We start from the raw sequence: 21,491 nt of genomic DNA, 5'->3' as shown, positions 1-21,491 counted from the left end.
GGATTGTGCTAAAAGGTAAAGATGACGGCAGATTATAAAAAACCATCAAAGGAAGAGAATTATGCGTTACGTAGATCCCAATCAACCCGGTTCAAAAGTTCAATTTAAAGCACAATACGAAAACTTTATTGGTGGCGAGTGGGTCGCCCCTGTAAAAGGCGAATACTTTGAAAATATCTCTCCTGTAGATGGCAAAGTATTTACCAAAGTCCCACGTTCATCGGTAGAAGACATTGAACTGGCTTTAGATGCAGCCCATAAAGCCAAAGCACAATGGAACAGCTCATCTCCAACCACACGCTCCAACATTCTGCTTAAAATTGCAGATCGTTTAGAACAAAATCTGGAATTATTGGCAGTAGCCGAAACTTGGGATAATGGTAAGCCTGTCCGTGAAACATTGGCTGCCGACATTCCATTGGCAATTGACCATTTCCGTTATTTCGCAGGCTGTATTCGTGCCCAAGAAGGCGGAATTTCTGAAATTGATGAAGATACCATTGCCTATCACTTTCATGAGCCGTTGGGCGTTGTGGGACAAATTATTCCATGGAACTTCCCAATTTTAATGGCAACATGGAAACTTGCACCTGCTTTGGCTGCGGGTAACTGTATTGTACTTAAACCTGCGGAGCAAACCCCTGCTAGTATTTTAGTTTTGGTCGAGCTGATTCAAGATTTATTGCCTGCAGGCGTACTAAACGTAGTCAATGGTTACGGCGTAGAAGTCGGTCGCCCATTGGCAACTAATCCACGTATTGCCAAAATTGCATTCACAGGTTCGACTCAAGTCGGTCAATTGATCATGCAATATGCCACTGAAAACATCATTCCAGTGACTTTGGAACTTGGTGGTAAATCTCCAAATATTTTCTTTGAAGATATTATGGCGCAAGATGACGACTACCTAGATAAAGCGCTTGAGGGCTTTGCCATGTTCGCGCTGAATCAGGGTGAAATTTGTACTTGTCCATCACGTGCGCTCGTGCAGGAAAGTATTGCTGACCGTTTCCTTGAAAAAGCTATCGAACGTGTTAAACGTATTAAAACAGGTCACCCGCTTGATACTGAAACGATGATTGGTGCGCAGGCGTCACAAGAACAACAAGACAAAATCTTGGGTTGTATTGCGACAGGTCGTGCCGAGGGCGCGCAAGTCTTAACGGGTGGCGGTGAACGTCATGAAGTTGGCAGTGGTTTCTATATTGAGCCGACAATTTTCAAAGGCACCAATGACATGAAAATTTTCCAAGAAGAAATTTTCGGCCCAGTGCTTTCTGTGACTACATTTAAAGACTTTGATGAAGCCATTAAAATTGCCAATGACACCATTTACGGTTTAGGTGCAGGTGTTTGGTCACGTTCTGCGCACACTTCTTACCGTGCAGGTCGTGCTATTCAATCTGGTCGCGTTTGGACGAACTGTTACCACATCTACCCTGCGCATGCCGCTTTCGGTGGTTATAAAAAATCAGGTATTGGCCGTGAAAACCACAAGATGATGTTAGAACATTATCAACAAACCAAAAACTTGTTGGTGAGCTACTCAACTAAACCTGCTGGATTCTTCTAAAGACTCGTCTTTAGAATTCCAACAGCGTTGAAGTTACCGTTTCAAGCTGCGCCCGATGTATTTGCATCGGGCGTTTTTATTGCGACATAAAATGCTATGACTTTCGCAGCACGCTCTTTCAGCGTGGTATAAACCGGAAGATCAAATTAAAAATCTATCCTTTATTTAAGTATTACACTTTAGTTAAGAATTATTTCACGTTACATTAAATCTCCCTTTCAGCCTGAAGTATCTGCCATGTTCGATTTACCCGACACTGTCTATGCCATTCAACATCTTGCATTTGAAGACCTCGGCGCGTGGGAAGATGTCCTGTATGAACAAGGTTTACGGGTACGGTATTTTGAAGCTGGTGTGGAAAATCTAGAAAAGACGTTTGCACATGAAGGATTAGTGATTATTTTAGGTGGCCCAATTGGCGTTTATGAAATCACAGACTATCCTTTCTTACAACAAGAAATAGACTTACTAAAAGTACGTTTAGAAAAGAATTTACCAACCATTGGTATTTGTTTGGGTGCACAGCTCATTGCTCATGCCTTGGGTGCCAAAGTCTATGCCGGCCATACCAAAGAAATTGGCTGGAGTACGCTCAGTCTGGCAGATGCCGTCCATCATCCACTGGCGGCATTAGCCGATACACCGGTTTTGCATTGGCACGGCGATACTTTTGATTTACCAGCACAGGCTGAATTACTGGCCAGCTCCGACCTGTATCCGAATCAGGCCTTTCGGGTCGGACCACATATTCTGGCGTTACAATTTCACGCTGAAGTTGCTGCAGACAGTTTAGAAAAATGGCTGATTGGCCATACCTGTGAATTACGTCAGGCCCAGATTGATATTCCCGCCTTACGCGCCAATCATCAGCAATACGCGCCGCAACTGCAACAGGTCAGCGCGACGATTCTGAGTCAGTTTCTGGCCGGCTTAAAATCTCAAAGCTGACCGGAAGCTTTAGATTGCCCTTACATTTATCATCGTCATAAAAAAAGCACCCTGAAGCGGGTGCTTTTTTAGCTGTTCTTGCGATTATTTTTTCGCAGCAACAGAAGCTTCAGTCGTGATGTTTACAGTAATTTTATCACCTACATTAGGTACAAAACCAGCGATACCAAATGCTGAACGGTCAAATGACGTGGTAGCATTAAAACCAACCGTTGCCGCTTTGGTCATTGGATGTGGACCTTGTTTGTTCAGTACCGCATCCAGAACTACAGGTTTCGTTACACCTTTCACGGTTAAATCACCTGTGATTTTAAAGTTCTTTTTGTCCTGAGTTTCAACTTTGGTACTTTTAAAAGTAATGGTTGGATATTTTGCTGCATCAAACCAATCTGCTGCCATTAAGTGCTCATCTAAAGCTTTTACGTTGGTGTTGATGCTGCTTAATGGAATCGTCACATTCACAGATGAGTTAGCTGGTTTTTTCTCATCAATGTTGATGGTACCTTGAATGTTTGAGAAGTTCCCTGATGGCGTAGAAAAACCGAAGTGATCCCAAGTAAACACAGTAGCAGTATGCGTTGGGTCAATTTGATAAGCCACTGGTTTAGCCATTGTCATGGTTGCTGCAGATGCAATAGCCAAACCTAAAGCAAGTGATTTCATGTTCATATTGTTCATCTCTAAAAGTGTTGATACGTTTTAATGAAGTTTAGTTTATAGATTTTTGCTGCAAATACAGGATTAAAGATAAAACGATATGTTGCATGACTGAAACGATAAATTTGTAAAAATATGCGTGTGTGTTTTATATCGCAGTTAGATGACTATGATATTGAATAAAAAAGCTTTACCCTACGCATAGAATAAAGCTATTTTGGATGATACATCCACTAAGGGCCCGAATGCATCGCAATAGATTAAAGCTTCTCAATCAAAATGCGGTCAACCTGCTTTAAACCTGATTGCTTTTCATGGTTCTTACGGCGAATTTTGATTTGCTGATCTTCAGCTAAATCCTGTAATAACAACTCTACTGCCACCATAGCTTCAAGTGGTAAGTCTTGTCCAATCCACTTTTGCTCACCCGCATCCATTAAAGTGACTTCATCATTAATTTGCTCGTACAAACTCATTTCTCATCTCACTCAATTACACAGAGGTTTATTCACAAACCTGACTACACTGACAAAATTTGTTGGATCATCGCATTGAACACCAAACAAATTTGCAAAATAAAAGACGTCCCTTTGCAGGAACGCCTTTAGAAACACTTAAATTAAAAAATTAAGCTGTTAATTCTTTTACTGCAGCAACAACCGCGTCAGTGGTAATACCAAAGTACTGATACAAGTCTTTTGCAGGTGCAGATTCACCATAAGTTGTCATACCAATGACTTTACCGTCTAAGCCAACAAACTTCCACCAGTAGTCTACATGTGCTGCTTCAACCGCAACACGTGCACGAATTTGGGATGGCAATACTGCTTCACGATACGCTGTATCTTGCTTCACAAATTCTTCTGCACACGGCATAGACACGACACGTACACCTTCAAGCTGTGCGTATGCTTCCATTGCCAAGCCCACTTCTGAACCTGTTGCAATAATAATTGCTTTCAATTCACCTTTTTCTTCAGCCAAGACATAACCACCTTTCGCCACGTTCTCAATTTGTGCTTGAGTACGGGTCTGGAATGGCAGGTTTTGACGTGAGAAAATTAATGCCGTTGGGCCTTCTGAACGCATTAAAGCAGATTTCCAGGAAATAGCCGCTTCAACGGTGTCTGCAGGACGCCATGTATTTAAGTTTGGCGTACCACGTAAAGATGCAATTTGCTCAATCGGTTGGTGTGTTGGACCATCTTCACCCAAACCAATTGAGTCGTGAGTATACACATGAATTACGCGTTGCTTCATTAATGCAGACATACGTACTGCATTACGTGCGTATTCCATAAACATTAAGAAAGTTGCCACGTATGGAATAAAGCCACCGTGAAGGGCCACACCATTTGCAATAGCAGTCATACCAAACTCACGTACACCGTAATGCACATAGTTGCCTGCTGCATTGTCCTGAACGCCTTGGCACCCTTTCCAAAGAGTTAGGTTTGAACCTGCCAAGTCTGCAGAACCACCCAACAATTCAGGCAATAATGGACCAAATGCCTGTAAAGTATTTTGGCTGGCTTTACGGGTTGCAATCGTTTCTGCTTTAGCATTGGTTTCTGCAATAAATGCATCTGCTTGCGCAACAAATTCTGCTGGCAATTCACCGCTTAAACGACGTTTAAGTTCAGCAGCTTCAGTTGGATATTTTGCTGCATAAGCCTCAAAAGTCGTATTCCATGCTGCTTCTGATTCTGCACCTTTAGCTTTCGCATCCCAAGCGGCATATACATCTTCAGGAATTACAAACGCTTCATCTGTCCAACCTAATGCTTCACGAGTCAATGCAATTTCGTCATGACCTAATGGCGCACCGTGACAGTCTTCTTTACCTTGTTTGTTTGGCGAACCTAAACCAATCACTGTTTTACAAATAATAATGGTTGGCTTTTGCGTTTCAGCTTTTGCTTCAACTGTTGCCGCACGAATTGCATCTGCATCGTGACCATCAACTTTTAGTACTTGCCAGCCATAAGACAAGAAACGTTGTTCTGTATCATCAGAGAACCAGCCTTCTACTTCACCATCAATAGAAATGCCGTTGTCATCATAATAAACAACCAGTTTGCCTAAACCTAAAGTACCTGCCAATGAACATGCTTCGTGTGAAACACCTTCCATTAAACAGCCATCACCCAAGAAACAGTAAGTGAAATGGTCTACAACTTGAATATCTTCTTTATTAAATTGTGCTGCCAAAGTTTTTTCAGCCAAGGCAAAACCTACGGCATTGGCAATACCCTGACCCAAAGGACCAGTGGTGGTTTCAATTCCTGGTGCATAGCCCAATTCTGGGTGACCTGGAGTTTTTGAATGTAACTGACGGAATGCTTTTAAATCTTCAATCGAAAGATCATAACCTGTTAAATGTAACAACGCATATTGCAACATTGAACCATGACCATTAGACAGTACAAAACGGTCGCGGTTTGCCCATTGTGGATTGGTTGGGTTGTGATTTAAAAATTCACGCCACACCACATCGGCAATATCTGCCATCCCCATCGGAGCACCTGGATGTCCTGAATTTGCTTTTTGCACAGCATCCATTGCCAATACACGAATTGCGTTTGCAATACGACGTTCGTTAAGCGGGGTCGTCATAGGTCAGAGTCCACAAAAAATCGTTAAATAGAAGAAGATGAATAAAATTCAAAACAGCCGCTATTCTCTCAAAAAAAAGCCTGAGGGGTAAAGCCTATGCAAAAATATTTCCGCATTAATTCCCATTCAGCGTACTTTTCGTGCAGATTCAGGACAGTTTCAGCATTTGTTTTAAGAGAAATGAGGCCAGCCATTCAGCAAAGCAAGTTTTAAGCCGCAGCTTTACAGATTTTAAAACATAGATATTTCAGTTTATAGAATTGCACATGATCGAAGAGCGAGTTTGATAGCCGACTCACACTTTAGATGCAATTCATCTCGTTTAACTACATATATCATCCAATCTTGATCTAACCAAATACTGAAATAATAGACAATTTTACAGCCACCCTGAATATTATTCACTTTTCACACAATAAATTGAATCACAGCCATCGTTCAAAACTTTAAAATAGCTTTTAAAAATGCAGAATTATGCAGATAAACTCAATTCAACGTCTTTAAAACATCCATCTAAAATATTGTTTTTAAATACAATTAACTATTTAAAAATAAAGTGTTTCTTAGTTTAAAATTATGACGGCATGCTTTAGCCAACATGAATATTTTTGAGTCAAAATATAGTCATACCGATACTTTATCTATTTTTTAGCAAAAGATATGCGATAAAAAGTCATTGAATTGAAATAAATTCAGCCATTTTAGTCGTAATGCGCTAGTCCTAAAGTCTAACTCGATGTAACATATTGCGTCTTTTGAATTTAACTGTGATAGGACTTATGCGCGAGTACGCTGTATTTACCTCGGAATCTGTAAGCGAAGGCCATCCAGATAAAATGGCTGACCAAATCAGTGATGCCATTTTGGATGCAATCTTAAAAGAAGACCCTTATGCGCGGGTTGCTTGTGAAACGCTTGTAAAAACGGGTGCGGTTGTACTGGCAGGAGAAATCACAACAACTGCAAATGTTGATTTTGAAGCCATTGTTCGTCAAACCGTAAACGGTATTGGTTATCATCATTCAGATCTTGGCTTTGATGGTTCTACCTGTGCGGTCATTAATATGATTGGTAAACAATCACCTGAAATTGCGCAAGGTGTAGACCGCCAAAAACCTGAAGATCAGGGTGCGGGTGACCAAGGTTTGATGTTTGGTTATGCCAGCCGTGAAACTGATGTATTAATGCCTGCCCCAATTTCTTACGCACACCGCTTAATGGAAAAGCAAGCTGAATTACGTCGCAGTGGTGCTTTACCATGGTTACGCCCAGATGCAAAAAGTCAGGTAACTTTTGCGTATGAAAATGGTGTGCCTGTACGTTTGGACGCAGTAGTTTTATCGACTCAGCATGATCCTGAAATTTCTCAAATTCAGCTCAAAGAAGCTGTAATTGAAGAAATTGTGAAAAAAGTGATTCCTGCCGAAATGTTCCATGCAGACACCAAATTCCACATCAACCCAACAGGGATGTTTGTAATTGGCGGCCCTGTAGGTGACTGCGGTCTAACAGGTCGTAAAATCATTGTCGATACTTACGGCGGTATGGCGCGTCATGGTGGCGGTGCATTCTCTGGTAAAGACCCATCTAAAGTTGACCGTTCTGCTGCTTATGCAGGGCGTTATGTTGCCAAAAATATTGTCGCAGCGGGTTTGGCAGACAAATGTGAAATTCAGGTGTCTTATGCTATTGGTGTGGCAGAGCCGACTTCAATTTCCATAAATACTTTCAATACTGCAAAAGTAGCAGATGAGTTGATTATTGCTTTGGTGCGTGAACACTTCGATTTACGCCCATACGGCATTACCAACATGCTGAACCTGTTACAGCCGATGTATAAACAAACTGCGGCTTATGGTCACTTTGGTCGTCAAGGTTCTGACACTGCATTTACATGGGAAAAAACTGATAAAGTCGAAGCATTAAAAGCTTCTGCGGGTCTGTAATGTAAAACTTTTCAGTGTGATCAAGCTCACTTCGGTGGGCTTTTTTTGTGGCTAAAATTTAGCTGCCAAACCACAATATCCAAAAAAATAATATGTTTTGGTAAATCACTCATGAAATTTTAAAATGCCAATCTAAGATAATGATGTAGAAGCTTAACATGGCGGTTATTCTTCAACTCGATTCCCTTATGGAGGCTCATTTAGCGAGAGCATGAGCGTAGCGTAGCGTGAAATTGCAGAAGGTATTAAGCTAGAAACTGGCATGCTTTGGAAAATTTCGACATTGAATAGTCAAGCTCTGGAAGCAAGCGCAATCTATCTATTGAATAATGGAACTAATGCTGAACGCTATTTAAAAATGCATCGCCCACGTTTATAAAGTTTTGGCGTGAAGAATAGACATGGCAAGATTTTTTGAGGTGAATGCTTCCCTGTCTGCCATTAACTAAGTTGACTTTTAAATTCGCTCATTTTTAAATTATTCATCTAGATTGAAAAATAAAAAAGTTAATTTTCTTAAATGATGAATTGAAAAAGCAGTTCAATAAATTCTGAGCCATTTTAAGACTCAGAATTTATTGAATCGTGTATAGACTAAATAAGCGTTAAGTTAGATGCAGGACTTATTGTGTACGAATCACTTCAAGCACCGTTTGTTGCACAGGCACTTCTTGATAATCTTGCAAATAAATATGCACCACTTTAAAGACAACGGCTGCCGCTAAACATGCCAAAATACACAATAACCAGAAACTAGACAGGCTGCGAATATTGTGTGAACCACAAGTACCACATACTTTTTTTGATGATTCCACCACCCGATTGCAACATGCGCAACGATACTGATGATATTGCATAGGTATTCTCCTACTTCACTGTAATTCTTGTTTTTATTGTTACACTATCTACCCTGATGCAGTGTAATTATGATTAAGCAACTGTGAATTGTAGCCTACATTTTTTAGATGATTTAGCCGACACAATTGTTTCTAAATTAGAATGTCAAAGTTCTGTTCTTCACGCAAATCGTATTTTTGAATAATCAGTCACTTTATCCATCTAAAATAAGTATGCCATACTAAAATTATGCATACTCGATTATTTGATGTTTAGACTCAAGCTTGGCTTTCAACGCATATTTTTTATCACGCGGAGTAAAATTAAAGTGATACAACTCATCAAAAAAGGCGGCTTGCGAGAACGTGCCAACCGTAGCCGTAAATACCAAGGTTCAGAAAATACAGAAGCAACTTTGCGATCAAACCGTATTTATCAACCCAATCATTTAGATAAAACTGAAAACACGACTGCAACTGAAATGCCGGACGAAAAATCATCAAATTTGGCTTTGGACGATATCAAAGTGTCTGATTAATTGGCATCAAAACTTATTTTTAAAACATACGCAGTGCATCTAAGCACAACCACACAGCAAATATTAAAAATAATGCACCCGTCACCATATCAATATAACTACCTGAATGCTGATATAACTTTTTCATTTTTGGTGTAGAAAGTAGCAACATAAATACTGCAAATGTCACAAAGGTTTGGATTGGAATAATCACTGCCAATTGGGCTTTTAAAGATGCACTTGCCGATGAACTCAGCGCCAAGGCGAATACACTACTAAAATAAATTAAGGTTTTCGGATTAGATAAATTGGTGAATAGACCCAATAAAAAGTAGTTTTTCGCAGCTGGAATTTGTACTTGAGTATCATCAAACTGTTTGCGCTGCTGCCAGCTTTGGCAACCACCCGACAACATGCCCCATCCCATTTTGGCAAGAAATAAACCGCCAATCAGCATTAAGACTTGCTGAATCCAAGGAAACTGCTGCACCAAAACCGTAAAACCCAACAGAGTCAGTATCACCCACACTACAATCCCAGATGAAATACCCGCAATAATCTGCAAGGTATTACGACGGGTAATGCTGGCTGCACTTTTGGCGATTAATAAAACATCGGGGCCTGGACTAAGCTGTGCCACAAAATGCAACGCACAAATGCTGAGTAACAAAGACATAAATACATCAGGAGAATTGAAAGTCTGATTATACCTTGTGCAGCAAGAGAATGAATAAAGCTTTAAATAGCCTCTCAATATTTGAACATTCACCAAAAACATTCATGAAAGCAACCATAAAAAAACCGAATCAGCGCGATTCGGTTTTATCTCAAGCGTCATCCATATTATTTAGGTGGATTAACATCTTTCATTTCAATTTTTTTCGCCTCAGGGGGAATTTCGCGAGCCTCACCATCAATAATACTGGAATCACGGCCACCGCTCTGCTGATTTTGCATGTCTTGCATTTGGCGCATTAGATCTGCAAACGGGTTTTGACCTGCTCTACCCGTGCTATTCATATCGCCCATCATGCCACCCATCATTTGATCCATCATGGCTTGCTGACGTTTCATCATGGCTTTCATCATTGCCGCTTTAAAGGCATTTTGTACGGCAGGAATCATCACCAGCAATGCTAAAACATCGCTAATTAATCCTGGAATCATCAATAAAAAACCCGCAAAAATTTTAGGTAAATTATTGCTCAGCGCAGGATCGGCACTCATCTGCCCCATTTGCATTTGCTGCATTTGTGGCATCACGCCTGCAGAATATTTACGAATCAAGTTCAAACCAATGAAGAAAGCAGCGACAAACCAAAAGAACACGTACCACATGCTCCCCACTAGGTCGCCCACACCAATCCAGACGAAGACTTCAAGAACTAAGCCAATTAGAACAATAAGAAATAATTTCATGAAAATTAATCTAATCTCAATAAAATAAATAAAATGCAGTAACCAAGTGCTTCATCGGGATCAAGCTTTTTTGATTCGCTGTTGTTTCAATATGGGCATTATTGTATTTTTAAAGGTTATATCTGTCATTAATATTTTCATCATTACCCAATAACAGACTTAATACGTCTATATATTTGAACGATAAAGATAAAAATACGCGGCATACGCTAACAGCAACCACAACGCAATAAAAACCGATGCTGCGATATAACTGCTGAGCTTTTAACTGATCGCATCTGCATGTAAACGACAGTGCTGGATTACTTCGGCAGGCACTAATACCAACATGATGCCGAATGGCACTAAAATCAGGTCATTTAAATAGCCCAAAACAGGTATAAAATCTGGAATCAAATCAATGGGAGAAATGGCATAAGCAGCGACCAACCATGCCAAAAGCTTTACAATGAAAGGCGTTTCAGGATCACGTGCTGCAAAGCAAACCGCATAAACATCTCGTTTGATTTACTTCACACACTGTTTAAACTAATGATCCGCTTCATGGCAGCTCTCATTTGCTACCGTATATAAAATATACGCCTCAAAACTTAAAATAAAATGAAGTCTAAAATTGAAAATGTGGCGAGGTAAACATTCTAATTGTTTAAATGGCATCTTACTGACCGAATGTTTTGAAATTACTCCACACAAAAGAGATTTAAACTCCTATAATTCAACTTGATGTAATTTTTAAGGCTTGGCATGTCACTTATTATTGGAATCGACCCTGGTTCTCGTCTAACGGGCTACGGCATTATTGAACGTGATGGTGCTAAATTACGTTTTGTAGATGCAGGAACCATTCGCACCGAAACCAGTGAAATGCCTGAGCGCTTAAAACGAATTTTTGCAGGGATTGAACGGATTGTGAAATTTCACGGCCCGACTGAAGCTGCAGTTGAACAAGTGTTTATGGCGCAAAACCCAGACTCAGCCTTGAAATTGGGACAGGCTCGTGGTGCAGCGATTGCCGCTTTAGTAAATTTAGATTTACAAGTGGCTGAATATACCGCACGCCAAATTAAACAGTCTGTCGTGGGTTATGGCGCTGCCGATAAAGAACAAGTGCAAATGATGGTCATGAAATTATTAAATCTAACCATCAAACCCCAACAAGATGCTGCCGATGCTTTGGCTGCTGCAATTTGTCATGCTCACGCATCGGGTAGCATGACCAAGTTCGCTGTGCTAAACGCCCTGGGCGGTATGGCACGTGGACGTAGTCGCTCAAATTCCAGACGTCGCTAAATCAGTGTCGTCATCGCTTATATTTTACTGATTTACAACTTGATAAATCGCTTGGCTCATGTGCTGTGCCTGCAAACCGCGCATGCCCTGCTGTGCCAACATATCCCCTGCCAAGGCATGTAACATGACAATTTCATGTAATTGAATTTGATTGTGAAACTGGGCTTTTAAACTGGCGATCATACCTGCCAACACATCCCCCATACCGCCTGTACCCATACCAGGATTGCCTGCAGTACAAATCCACAATGCGCTAGTTTGCGGTTCTGTAGATGCTGCTTGCAAAGTCAAACTGCCAGAACCTTTTAACACCCATTCGCCTGCATAGCGTTGCTGCAATTGCTGAATCGCGGCAATACGGTCTGCTTCAATGGCTGCAACCGTAGTATTCAGCAAAGTCGCAGCTTCACCTGAATGAGGTGTGGCATAACTATTTAGTTTTAATTGGGCTGGCTGATGCAATGAATGCGCTTGCTTGGCCAAAAACCATAAGGCATCTGCATCATAAACCACCTCAACATCTGACTGATTTAAAGCTGTAAACCAATTTGTATAATGTTGCTCCGCCCAAGCATCCCGACCAAGTCCCATGCCTAAACTTACGGCATCCACCTGTGAAATTAATTGCTGAATCTCTGCCTTAGACAGTGCATCAATATCACGCAGCATTAAATTTGGCGCACGGCTTAAAATCGCCACATGATGTTTAGCATGACAAACTACGGTCACTTTCCCTGCACCTGCGCTCGATGCGGCTTCTGCAGCCATCATTACAGCGCCCCCCATTTGTGCGTGCCCGCCCACAATCAACACATGCCCATAATTGCCCTTGTGTCCAAAAGCCTGCCGCGCGGGTAGTTGAATCGTCGTTGAAGTGAGTTTTGCCAAAGCTTTGAGTTCTGAATCGGCTGGAATCAAATCCAGCACATCGACTTGCCCCGTATATTCCTGTGCTTGCCCTGTAAATAGGCCTGCTTTCAAGCCTAAGGCTGTAAAGGTGTAATCAGCTTTAATCGCACACGGCAATGGCTGCCCCGTGTTGGAATTTAAACCGCTTGGAATATCAACGGCAATTTTTAAGCCTGCTTGTTGATTCATTGTGTGAATAATCGACTGCCATTCATCATTTAAAGGACGATCTAAACCAATCCCAAATAATGCATCAATGTAGCAGTCATATTTTTTCTGGAATACAAAACCTTGAATTATATTAACTTGTTCTGCCTCAGCTTCTAAAAAAGCCTGATGTAAATCTGACGATGTACCGCGCGTTATAGCATAAATATCGACTTGAAAACCTGCTTGTTTTAAATATTTTGCAGTTAAATAACCATCACCCGCGTTATTGCCTTGTCCACAACACACGGCAATTTTTTGTATTGTAGATGGCTGTGCGGCAAAAATTTTGCGAAGTTGTAAATGCAGTGTCCACGCTACTTGCTGCATTAAACCATAAGAACTGTTTTGGCGAGCAAACCAGCGTTGCTCCCATGCTTGAATACTTTGGCTATGATAAACAGGGCTATGGTACACTTGCTGCGGCATTTTCTTCCCTTCTATTTTGTTATGGCAAAATCCACCACTTCAGCACAAATTTCTCTGTATCAAGACGATCTAGTCGCCTTGAAAACGTGGATTAAAGCGCAAGCTTTGGCGCTTGGTTTTGCTGATTGTGTCATTGCCAAACCAGATGCTCAAGCAGAATTAGCACGTTTTCAGGAATATTTAAAACGTGGCTATCATGGCGATATGAAGTTTCTGGAAGAAAATTTAGACAAGCGCGCCAATCCCACACTATTAGTCCCGAATACCAAAAGCATTATTTGTGTGCGCATGAATTATTTGGTGGAAACACCACGTCCAAGGCATATTCCCGATGCACCTAACTCTGCAATTATAGCCCGTTATGCACGTGGACGCGATTATCACAAAGTCATGCGCGGACGCCTAAAAACCCTTGCGACACGTATTCGTGAAAAAGTGGGCGAGTTTGAATCACGCCCTTTTGCCGACTCAGCCCCAATTTTTGAAAAGCCGCTTGCAGAAAGTGCAGGCATGGGTTGGACAGGCAAACACACCTTACTAATTCATAAAAAATCTGGATCTTTTTTTGTATTGGGTGAGTTGTTTACTTCACTAGATTTACCTTTTGATGCACCTGCAACTTCGCATTGCGGTTCTTGCACAGCCTGCATCGACATTTGCCCAACACAGGCCATTGTTGAACCTTATATGTTGGATGCGCGCAAATGTATCGCTTATTTAACCATTGAATATCAAGGTGTGATTCCTGAAGAATTACGCCGTGGCATTGGTAATCGTGTGTTTGGTTGTGATGATTGCCAACTGATTTGCCCGTGGAATAGCTTTGCCCAAGTCACCACGGTGGATGATTTTCATCCTCGACATGCCTTAGATCAGGTCAGCTTGCTAGATTTATGGCAATGGGATGAAAGTACGTTTTTAGCCAAAACTGAAGGTAGTCCATTGCGTCGCACAGGCTATCAAAGTTTTATGCGTAATATTGCCATCGGGCTTGGAAATGCCCCTTTTTCAGCACAGATTTTGCAAACTTTGCAGCAAACGGGAGCACAGCATGATGAGATTGTGCAAATCCATATGGATTGGGCCATTCAGGAACAATTGCTTAAACAGCCTAAAATTTAAACAAAAATAACAACCAAAATAGTGCGATATTTTGAGTGCAGCTTTCTTGCCAATTTATGCAATTAACTAAATTTTAGCAACCAATTCATAGCAAAATAATAATCCATAAAAATAAATTTTGCAGCGAAATATCAGAAAAATTGCTTAAGTTTGCAACTAAATAGACTGCATGATTTTATTTTTATTCTGTTGAATATTTACTATGAAATTGGGAGATTATGCCTTTCTGATTCAAACTATTTGTGTATGATACAGACTATGAATAATAGGGATCATGGACTTTTACTTATGTCAGTACGCAATGATTGGACTCGAGAAGAAATTCAGCAGTTATACGAACAGCCTTTTCTGGATTTAGTCTTTGAAGCACAGCGTGTGCATCGCCAACATTTTGCTGCCAATACTGTACAAGTCAGTACCTTATTGTCGATTAAAACAGGTAAATGCCCTGAGGACTGCAAATATTGCTCGCAGTCTGCACATTATAATTCACAGCTTGAAGCTGAAAAACGCATTGCGGTTGATAAAGTCATTCAAGAGGCTAAAGAAGCTTTAGCATCAGGTTCTTCACGTTTTTGTATGGGCGCTGCATGGCGTAATCCGCATGAACGCGATATGCCGTATGTTTTAGAAATGGTGCGTGAAGTCAAAGCACTCGGCTTAGAAACTTGCATGACTTTGGGGATGTTAAACCAATCTCAGGCAGAACGTTTAAAAGATGCGGGCTTAGATTATTACAACCACAACCTAGACACCTCGCGTGAATATTATCCTAATGTCATCAGTACCCGCAGCTTTGATGACCGCCTAAATACGTTGGATATTGTCCGTCAAACAGGTATGAAAGTGTGCAGTGGCGGTATTGTTGGTTTAGGTGAAGACACTCAAGACCGTATTGGTTTATTGCATGAATTGGCAACTTTGCCGTTGCACCCTGAATCTGTGCCAATCAATATGTTGGTTCCAATTGAAGGCACACCACTGGCTAAAGTCGAAAAACTGGATGTCATTGAATGGATTCGTACTATTGCAGTGGCGCGTATTATTATGCCAAACAGTTATATTCGTTTATCTGCAGGACGTGAATCGTTGTCTGACTCAGATCAGGCACTGGCATTTATGGCAGGTGCGAACTCGTTATTCTCAGGTGAAAAACTGTTGACCACACCAAACGCAGGCGAAGGCAAAGACAAACAATTGTTCCAAAAACTAGGTTTAGTTCCTGAACGTGCCAAGCCAACGGTTTCGGAATTGTCGGTAGATGCGATGGCAATGGCTTAAAGTTCTTGGCTTCCATCCAAATATAAAAGTCCCGTAAAGGGACTTTGTTTTTTGTGTCACATTTAATCTTTATCCAGCAAAATAAGTCTGTTCGGCAATGCTTTTAAGAAGTGATTAAAATTCCGTAACTGGCATTCAAATACTGCCCTGCTTTAATGATATCTACCCCGTTGGCATGTTCTACCGTCAGTTGTTGCTGAATTGCATCATAATAAAACCGATCATAACAATCCTGATGATGCAGCAACCAAGTCAAAGTATCTGTCAGATTGTCATCTACAATATACGTTTTTTCTTGAAAGTTTTTAGTCATAGATACGGTCGGTTCAATATTTCTGATTACAAGATTTTAAGCGGAATACTTTGTCGGATAAAGTATGCAGAAGATAGAAAATTTAATCACGCTTGCATAAACCAAACCTCGCACAGGATAAAAAGTATCTCTAGCAAAAGCTGCAGGAATGATAAATCTAGTTTTAAGATGATTAAATGCAGGCAAGATTAAGCAAAATATTCAAGCTGTTAGCCTAAAATATAAAAGTGAGCCATAAAGACTCACTTGGTTTTAATACAGATTCAATACTTAAAATTATTGTGACTTAGAATCCCCACACTTGCGACACTCTAAATGCGCCCCGATTTCTTCCATTGCGTCATATTCATAAATATGGATACAGAAAATTTTCTTTAACAGTTTGATCATAAATGACATTCCTTTTGAAATTTATACATCACGTTTGCGATCTCATCCTGAGATACAAATGCCATCAAGGCTGATAGATATAAATTACTATTATCATAATTTAAAAAAATTGCAAATCTAATTTAGAAACTTTCCGACAAATGACAAATTCATCTACATGTTGGCTAAAATTGAGTGCATAAATACATGCAAATTCAATCACTTAATTTATATAAATTTTTAACGCTCTTGAAACAAGAAAAAAATGTTTAAAAGCTAATGTATTAAAAACCAAAGAATCGCAATAGCCAATAACATCATGCTTTCTGTTATTTCAATACTCGCGCCAACGGTATCGCCTGTAATTCCACCTAAACGCTGCATAAATTTATATCGCAAATACAAGGTGCTGAGAATAAAAGTCAGAACGGCTACCAAGCCCATCCATCCCCAAAACACAGTAGCAAACAAGGTCAATGCAATCACAATTTTTGTGCCTATTTTGGGTAAATTCGCCTGAATAGAAGTACCCAAACCGTTGGCACGCAAATAAGGCGTGCTTAAAAATAAAACCAAAGCACTTAATCGTCCCAATACAGGTACAAACAGCAAAAATGCTAAATACTGTTGCTCAAGCAATACATACACTGCAGACCATTTTAATAAGCAGCAGATCAGCAAACTCAATACCCCAATCGGGCCGCTGCTTGGGTCTTTCATGATGTCTAAGCTACGTTCAGGATCGCCAAAACCGCCGACCCATGCATCGGCAGTATCCGCCAGCCCATCTAAATGTAAACCGCCTGTTAGCCAAATCCATAGCACTAAAATTAAGCTGCTACTGAGCACCAAAGGCAGAAATTGCAATAAATGCGCCATTCCCCAAAGCACAGCCCCGATTAATAAGCCAACAAGCGGATAAAACAACAATGATTGTGCGTTTTGCGCTGCAGTTGGCATCTGTTTTAAAGAAACAGGAAAAGTGCTTAGAAATTGCAAAGCGATCCAAAAAGGTGTCATGTTTGTCCCTGCATAGCAATCTTTCCATTGGGATGTAATTGGAATGAACTCAATTGACCCAACGCTGCAGACATTTTTAAAATATCATCTAAGGGGCGTTTCTGCGCCAATACTTTGAGCAGTTTAATTACCCCGCCATGCGTGACCAATAGCACACGTTTAGGTTGTTGCTCAAGTTGTTGTAAATATTGGTTTAGATCGGACAAACCTTGCAAAACACGCTGCTGAAAATTGAGCAAAGATTCTGCTTGTGGTGGAACAAACTGAGTCGGTGTCATCCAAAATTTAGCTAAATCTTCAGGGTATTGTTCATATAAAGCTTGGGTGGAAATTGCTTCCCATTCACCAAAATGCATTTCCTGAAATTGTGCATCAATATACAGTGGTAATTGTTGTACTTGAGCAACGAACTGGGCAACCTGTAAGCAGCGCTGTAAAGGTGAACTCGCCACCATATCCCATCGTTGCCCTGTAGCTATTGCCGTGTCTAAAGTCCGCTGCATGTCTTGCCAACCTTCTAAAGTCAAAGCATCATCGGTTGAACCACGCAAAGTATGTCCCAACTCAGTTTCGCCATGTCTTAACAAATCCAACATGATCATGAAGATACTTTCTCACCTATAACCGCAGCTTCAGCAAAAGTCGCCATTTGATTATGCAAGGCGCAGGCCAGTTGGATGATGCCCAATGCAGCTCCCGCGCCACTCCCCTCACCTAAACGTAAATTTAGATGCAGCAAGGCTTGTGCATCTAAAGCTTCTAATAAACGACGATGTCCAAATTCAGCCGATTGGTGCCCAAATAACATCCATTCACGGACTTGAGGATTTAAACGCACGGCAACCAATGCAGCAGCACTACTGATAAAACCATCGACCACCATTGGCAAGCCCAACTGTGCACAGCGAATATACGCACCTACCATTGCAGCGATTTCCAATCCACCCACTGCACATAAAGCTTTAAAAGCATCATGTTGTACATAATTTTGATGCAGAGCTAAAGCAGCATCAATCACCTGTTTTTTATGTTGCAATTGCGCAGTGTCAATTCCTGTGCCTACTCCAGTCAAGGCTTCAGCAGGTTCTTGTAATAAAAAGCAAGATAAAGCTGATGCCGAACAAGTATTTCCGATGCCCATTTCACCTGCGACATAAATCGAGGCCTGCTGTGCAATGGCATCTTCCACACTTTGGCGTCCAAGTGCCATCGCATCTGCACACTCTTGTTCAGTCATGGCACAGGCTTTGGCAAAATTCGCTGTGCCTGCACGAATACAATGCCGTTCGACTCCTGCATATTCGTAGGCGTCCCCAACCGTACCGCAATCGACCACTTGCAAATGCGCCTGATATTGTCGGGCGATGACGCTGATACATGCCCCACCCGTAGCAAAATTTTGTAGCATCTGCCGAGTCACAGCTTGTGGATAGGCAGAAATATTTTCCTCCATCACGCCATGATCGCCCGCGAAAATACATATCCACAGACGTTCAATATTTGGCTGCGTTGTCCCTTGCAAAGCTGCCAATTGAATCGCAATATTTTCCAATGTTGCCAATGAACCTGTGGGTTTGGTCAATTGAAGTTGACGTGCAATTGCCTGCTGTTTCATGTGTTCGTTCGGCTTTTGACACGCTGCAAACCACCAAGTCATTAATTCTCTCCTTTTAAAAGCATTGGAAAACCTGCCACGCAAAACAGGACTTTGTCTGCAATTTTCCCCAATAGTTGATGTAATCTCCCTGTTTCATCGACAAATTTTCGGGTTATTTCGCCCATAGGCACAACGCCCAAACCTGTTTCATTACTCACTAAAATAATATCGGCTTGCAACTGAGGTAAAATTTCGAGCAATGCTGAAATTTGTTGTTCGGCAAAGTTTTCTGCAGATTGCATCAACAGATTACTCATCCACAAGGTTAGGCAATCCACTAAAATCACAGTATTAGGATGATCCAACACCTTTAATTGCTGCGCTAAATACAAAGGCTCTTCGCACAACTGCCAAGTCTGCGGACGCTGTTGTCGATGATGCTGAATCCGCGCCTGCATTTCTGCATCGCCCGCTTGGGCGGTTGCCACATAAATGACGGTTTTGCCAAGTTGCTGCGCGATTTGTTCAGCCAAACGGCTTTTACCTGAACGTGCACCACCCAAAATAAATTGAATCACATTTGCTCCAAAGGAAATTGATGCGTGCTAAATAACCGACCTTGTAAAGTGTGTGCCTGATAATAACCAAAATTTAAATACTGGATACCTAAATCGAAATAGTGAACAGGAAGATTTTGAATACGCTGCAAAATCAAATTAGTTGAACACGCTGTTTGATATAAGCCCAAAGTAATATGTGGATGATACTGCAAAGCTGCGATTTCAGCCCCGCCAACGCCAAGTGCCTGACGTATGTGTGCCAGTTGCTGTGATTGGTCCCGCACCTTTACAAATAAAGCACTATCAAAGCTATTAATGCCGCCCACTTTTAGTTGAAAAGGCTTGAGTTGCATCTGCCCTAAGGCCTGAACTTGTTGTTGAAACTGTGATTCGAGAAAGTCATCTTCCCAATATTTTTTTGCTGCATAAAATCCACAAATATATAAAGTGATATGAAACTGACGTGTATTGGGGCGAAATAACACGTCTGAAAATTGCTGTTTTAATTCTTGTAAATAGCACTCTAAAGCTAGATTTTGAACAGTCAAATACCAAAGTGCATAACGCTCACGCCCACGATGCCATTCAGGATAATCATGCTGCTGTGTTGGAATAACGTACTGATTGGCTTGAATAAACACGGAATAATTCAATGAATTTAAACGGCTTATGGTAAAACATTCACAACTGAATAGACATGAAAATCATGCAATTTATGGTGAATATTTTTCCAGTTTGGTATTTTTAACCATCAACGTTGTTTAAATAATTTTAGTTTTAATGAGATGAATAAAACTCAGAAGATAGCTGAAACAGGTCTGCAATGTTATGCTGAGATGTGGATGATATTTATCCATCTATATAAGACCCGAATCAATATGAAGTTTTACCTCATCAGAATTGGCTCAACTGGAGTTTATGATGCAACAAGAATTGATCTGTTATAAGCAACTTCCAATTTGGAATTATGACTCAATTCCACAAGGGTTCAAAAAACAACACAATACCCAAGTCGGCACATGGGCAAAGTTGACTATTTTAAAAGGTGAATTGCATTTTTCGATGCTGCAAGAATCTGGCGAAGTACAATCTGAGCATATTTTTTCTATGGAAAATCAACCACCTTTTATTGAACCACAAGTGTGGCATAAAATTGTATCTGCCAGTGATGATATTGAATGTCAGCTCAGTTTTTATTGTTTGCCTAAAGATTATTTTGTTAAAAAATACAAATTAAGCCCAACACATTCTGAAATTTTAGAGGCGCTTCCGCAGTTAAACGCGGGTAAAGCTTTGGATGTTGGCTGTGGTACAGGCCGAAATGCGCTGTATTTGAGCCAAAATGGTTTTCAAGTGGATGCTTGGGATGTGAACCCAGTGAGTATCCAAAAATTAAATGAAATTATTGCTGCAGAACAGATTTCATCTATTCAAACTGCTGTTCGGGACTTGAATCAGGATGCCACTATTACTGGTGAATATGACTTCATCAACTGTATAGTAGTAATGATGTTTTTGGCGCCTGAAACTATCCCTCCCCTTATTCAGCACATGCAGCAAGCGACCAAACCTCAAGGCTTTAACTTAATTGTTTGCGCAATGGATACTGAAGATTACCCCGTGCAACAGGACTTCCCTTTTAGTTTTAAAGCGGGTGAGTTAAGTGCTTATTATGCTGATTGGGATATTGTGAAATACAATGAAAATGTCGGTGAATTGCACCGTACGGATGCAGATGGTAATCGAATTAAACAGCGTTTTGCGACATTGTTGGCGAGGAAAAAGTAGAATTACAAAAGAAATTTGAAACAGATGATCTTTTTTAGCTGCTCGCAAACGAGGAGTTGTTTGTCCACGATACTGTCTAGGATCAAGGGTTCA

General features: G+C 40.9%; 23 protein-coding genes. 9 read left to right on the top strand and 14 right to left on the bottom strand.

Annotated elements, in window-relative coordinates:
- Positions 1–61: 61 nt before the first annotated feature.
- Together exaC and K1T76_RS05855 are read left to right on the top strand one after the other, a co-directional pair.
- Positions 62–1,573: an acetaldehyde dehydrogenase ExaC gene (exaC, locus tag K1T76_RS05860; protein WP_180112443.1), complete on the top strand. Its 1,512-nt coding sequence runs from the start codon at positions 62–64 to the stop codon at positions 1,571–1,573.
- 237 nt (positions 1,574–1,810) lie between these two features.
- Entirely contained in the window at positions 1,811–2,521 is a 711-nt protein-coding gene (locus K1T76_RS05855; protein ID WP_230244603.1) for a glutamine amidotransferase, read from the top strand.
- 84 nt (positions 2,522–2,605) lie between these two features.
- Here K1T76_RS05855 and K1T76_RS05850 read toward each other — a convergent pair whose 3' ends face one another.
- From K1T76_RS05850 to tkt, 3 genes are all read right to left on the bottom strand, one after another.
- Positions 2,606–3,190 (bottom strand): YceI family protein, encoded by a 585-nt coding sequence (locus tag K1T76_RS05850; RefSeq protein ID WP_019837398.1) that lies wholly within the window; start codon positions 3,188–3,190, stop codon positions 2,606–2,608.
- Positions 3,191–3,438: 248 nt separating this feature from the next.
- Positions 3,439–3,654: a hypothetical protein gene (locus tag K1T76_RS05845; protein ID WP_004976879.1), complete on the bottom strand. Its 216-nt coding sequence runs from the start codon at positions 3,652–3,654 to the stop codon at positions 3,439–3,441.
- 151 nt (positions 3,655–3,805) lie between these two features.
- Positions 3,806–5,794, bottom strand: coding sequence for a transketolase (gene tkt / locus K1T76_RS05840; RefSeq protein WP_230244595.1), 1,989 nt, complete (start codon positions 5,792–5,794; stop codon positions 3,806–3,808).
- A 779-nt stretch (positions 5,795–6,573) separates the two neighbouring features.
- Between tkt and metK the strand changes: the two genes are divergently transcribed.
- Both metK and K1T76_RS05830 read left to right on the top strand, forming a co-directional pair.
- Positions 6,574–7,740, top strand: coding sequence for a methionine adenosyltransferase (gene metK / locus K1T76_RS05835; RefSeq protein WP_104851871.1), 1,167 nt, complete (start codon positions 6,574–6,576; stop codon positions 7,738–7,740).
- A gap of 262 nt (positions 7,741–8,002) precedes the next feature.
- A complete protein-coding gene (locus K1T76_RS05830; RefSeq protein ID WP_230244594.1) occupies positions 8,003–8,119 on the top strand; it encodes a YdhR family protein in 117 nt (38 codons plus the stop codon).
- A 244-nt stretch (positions 8,120–8,363) separates the two neighbouring features.
- Here K1T76_RS05830 and K1T76_RS05825 read toward each other — a convergent pair whose 3' ends face one another.
- Positions 8,364–8,597 carry a hypothetical protein gene (locus K1T76_RS05825; RefSeq protein WP_230244592.1) on the bottom strand — a complete coding sequence of 78 codons (234 nt, stop codon included), beginning with the start codon at positions 8,595–8,597 and terminating at the stop codon, positions 8,364–8,366.
- A 308-nt stretch (positions 8,598–8,905) separates the two neighbouring features.
- Here K1T76_RS05825 and K1T76_RS05820 point away from each other — a divergent pair, with 308 nt between their 5' ends.
- The gene (locus K1T76_RS05820; protein ID WP_230244590.1) at positions 8,906–9,115 is read left to right on the top strand and encodes a hypothetical protein; all 210 of its coding nucleotides are present in this window, start codon (positions 8,906–8,908) and stop codon (positions 9,113–9,115) included.
- 19 nt (positions 9,116–9,134) lie between these two features.
- On the opposite strand, the gene K1T76_RS05815 is transcribed toward K1T76_RS05820, so the two are convergent.
- The 3 genes from K1T76_RS05815 to K1T76_RS05805 form a co-directional block, all read right to left on the bottom strand.
- A complete protein-coding gene (locus K1T76_RS05815; protein WP_230244588.1) occupies positions 9,135–9,770 on the bottom strand; it encodes a LysE family transporter in 636 nt (211 codons plus the stop codon).
- 167 nt (positions 9,771–9,937) lie between these two features.
- Positions 9,938–10,513 (bottom strand): FxsA family protein, encoded by a 576-nt coding sequence (locus K1T76_RS05810; RefSeq protein ID WP_230244586.1) that lies wholly within the window; start codon positions 10,511–10,513, stop codon positions 9,938–9,940.
- Positions 10,514–10,777: 264 nt separating this feature from the next.
- Entirely contained in the window at positions 10,778–10,951 is a 174-nt protein-coding gene (locus K1T76_RS05805; RefSeq protein WP_230244584.1) for a YkvA family protein, read from the bottom strand.
- Positions 10,952–11,257: 306 nt separating this feature from the next.
- Here K1T76_RS05805 and ruvC point away from each other — a divergent pair, with 306 nt between their 5' ends.
- Positions 11,258–11,803, top strand: a complete 546-nt coding sequence (gene ruvC, locus K1T76_RS05800; protein WP_070155212.1) for a crossover junction endodeoxyribonuclease RuvC — start codon at positions 11,258–11,260, stop codon at positions 11,801–11,803.
- A 24-nt stretch (positions 11,804–11,827) separates the two neighbouring features.
- On the opposite strand, the gene K1T76_RS05795 is transcribed toward ruvC, so the two are convergent.
- Positions 11,828–13,348, bottom strand: coding sequence for an NAD(P)H-hydrate dehydratase (locus K1T76_RS05795; RefSeq protein ID WP_230244582.1), 1,521 nt, complete (start codon positions 13,346–13,348; stop codon positions 11,828–11,830).
- A 21-nt stretch (positions 13,349–13,369) separates the two neighbouring features.
- Here K1T76_RS05795 and queG point away from each other — a divergent pair, with 21 nt between their 5' ends.
- Together queG and bioB are read left to right on the top strand one after the other, a co-directional pair.
- On the top strand, positions 13,370–14,470 hold the full coding sequence (gene queG, locus K1T76_RS05790; protein ID WP_230244580.1) for a tRNA epoxyqueuosine(34) reductase QueG: 1,101 nt from the start codon (positions 13,370–13,372) through the stop codon (positions 14,468–14,470).
- 288 nt (positions 14,471–14,758) lie between these two features.
- Positions 14,759–15,751, top strand: coding sequence for a biotin synthase BioB (bioB, locus tag K1T76_RS05785; RefSeq protein ID WP_230244578.1), 993 nt, complete (start codon positions 14,759–14,761; stop codon positions 15,749–15,751).
- Between the two features lie 103 nt (positions 15,752–15,854).
- Here the strand turns inward: bioB and K1T76_RS05780 are convergent, their stop codons facing one another.
- The 6 genes from K1T76_RS05780 to K1T76_RS05755 form a co-directional block, all read right to left on the bottom strand.
- Entirely contained in the window at positions 15,855–16,064 is a 210-nt protein-coding gene (locus K1T76_RS05780) for a hypothetical protein (protein ID WP_070155220.1), read from the bottom strand.
- A 645-nt stretch (positions 16,065–16,709) separates the two neighbouring features.
- Positions 16,710–17,453 carry an adenosylcobinamide-GDP ribazoletransferase gene (locus K1T76_RS05775; RefSeq protein WP_230244576.1) on the bottom strand — a complete coding sequence of 248 codons (744 nt, stop codon included), beginning with the start codon at positions 17,451–17,453 and terminating at the stop codon, positions 16,710–16,712.
- Positions 17,450–18,055 (bottom strand): histidine phosphatase family protein, encoded by a 606-nt coding sequence (locus tag K1T76_RS05770; RefSeq protein WP_019837384.1) that lies wholly within the window; start codon positions 18,053–18,055, stop codon positions 17,450–17,452. The genes K1T76_RS05775 and K1T76_RS05770 overlap by 4 nt, the downstream gene beginning before the upstream one ends.
- Entirely contained in the window at positions 18,052–19,110 is a 1,059-nt protein-coding gene (cobT, locus tag K1T76_RS05765; RefSeq protein WP_230244574.1) for a nicotinate-nucleotide--dimethylbenzimidazole phosphoribosyltransferase, read from the bottom strand. Before cobT ends, K1T76_RS05770 begins: the two co-directional genes overlap by 4 nt.
- Positions 19,110–19,628, bottom strand: coding sequence for a bifunctional adenosylcobinamide kinase/adenosylcobinamide-phosphate guanylyltransferase (cobU, locus tag K1T76_RS05760; protein ID WP_230244573.1), 519 nt, complete (start codon positions 19,626–19,628; stop codon positions 19,110–19,112). Before cobU ends, cobT begins: the two co-directional genes overlap by 1 nt.
- Positions 19,625–20,251, bottom strand: coding sequence for a 2'-5' RNA ligase family protein (locus K1T76_RS05755; protein WP_442780695.1), 627 nt, complete (start codon positions 20,249–20,251; stop codon positions 19,625–19,627). The genes cobU and K1T76_RS05755 overlap by 4 nt, the downstream gene beginning before the upstream one ends.
- A 280-nt stretch (positions 20,252–20,531) precedes the next feature.
- On the opposite strand from K1T76_RS05755, the gene tehB reads away from it, so the two are divergent.
- The gene (gene tehB, locus K1T76_RS05750; protein ID WP_230245630.1) at positions 20,532–21,398 is read left to right on the top strand and encodes an SAM-dependent methyltransferase TehB; all 867 of its coding nucleotides are present in this window, start codon (positions 20,532–20,534) and stop codon (positions 21,396–21,398) included.
- The last annotated feature ends 93 nt before the right edge of the window (positions 21,399–21,491 follow it).

It is taken from the genome of Acinetobacter sp. PW68, from assembly GCF_020982655.1.
Classification (GTDB): Bacteria; Pseudomonadota; Gammaproteobacteria; order Pseudomonadales; family Moraxellaceae; genus Acinetobacter; species Acinetobacter towneri_A.
The sequence above is the reverse complement of the archived record's forward strand: the minus strand, read 5'-3'. Positions and strand labels throughout refer to the sequence as shown.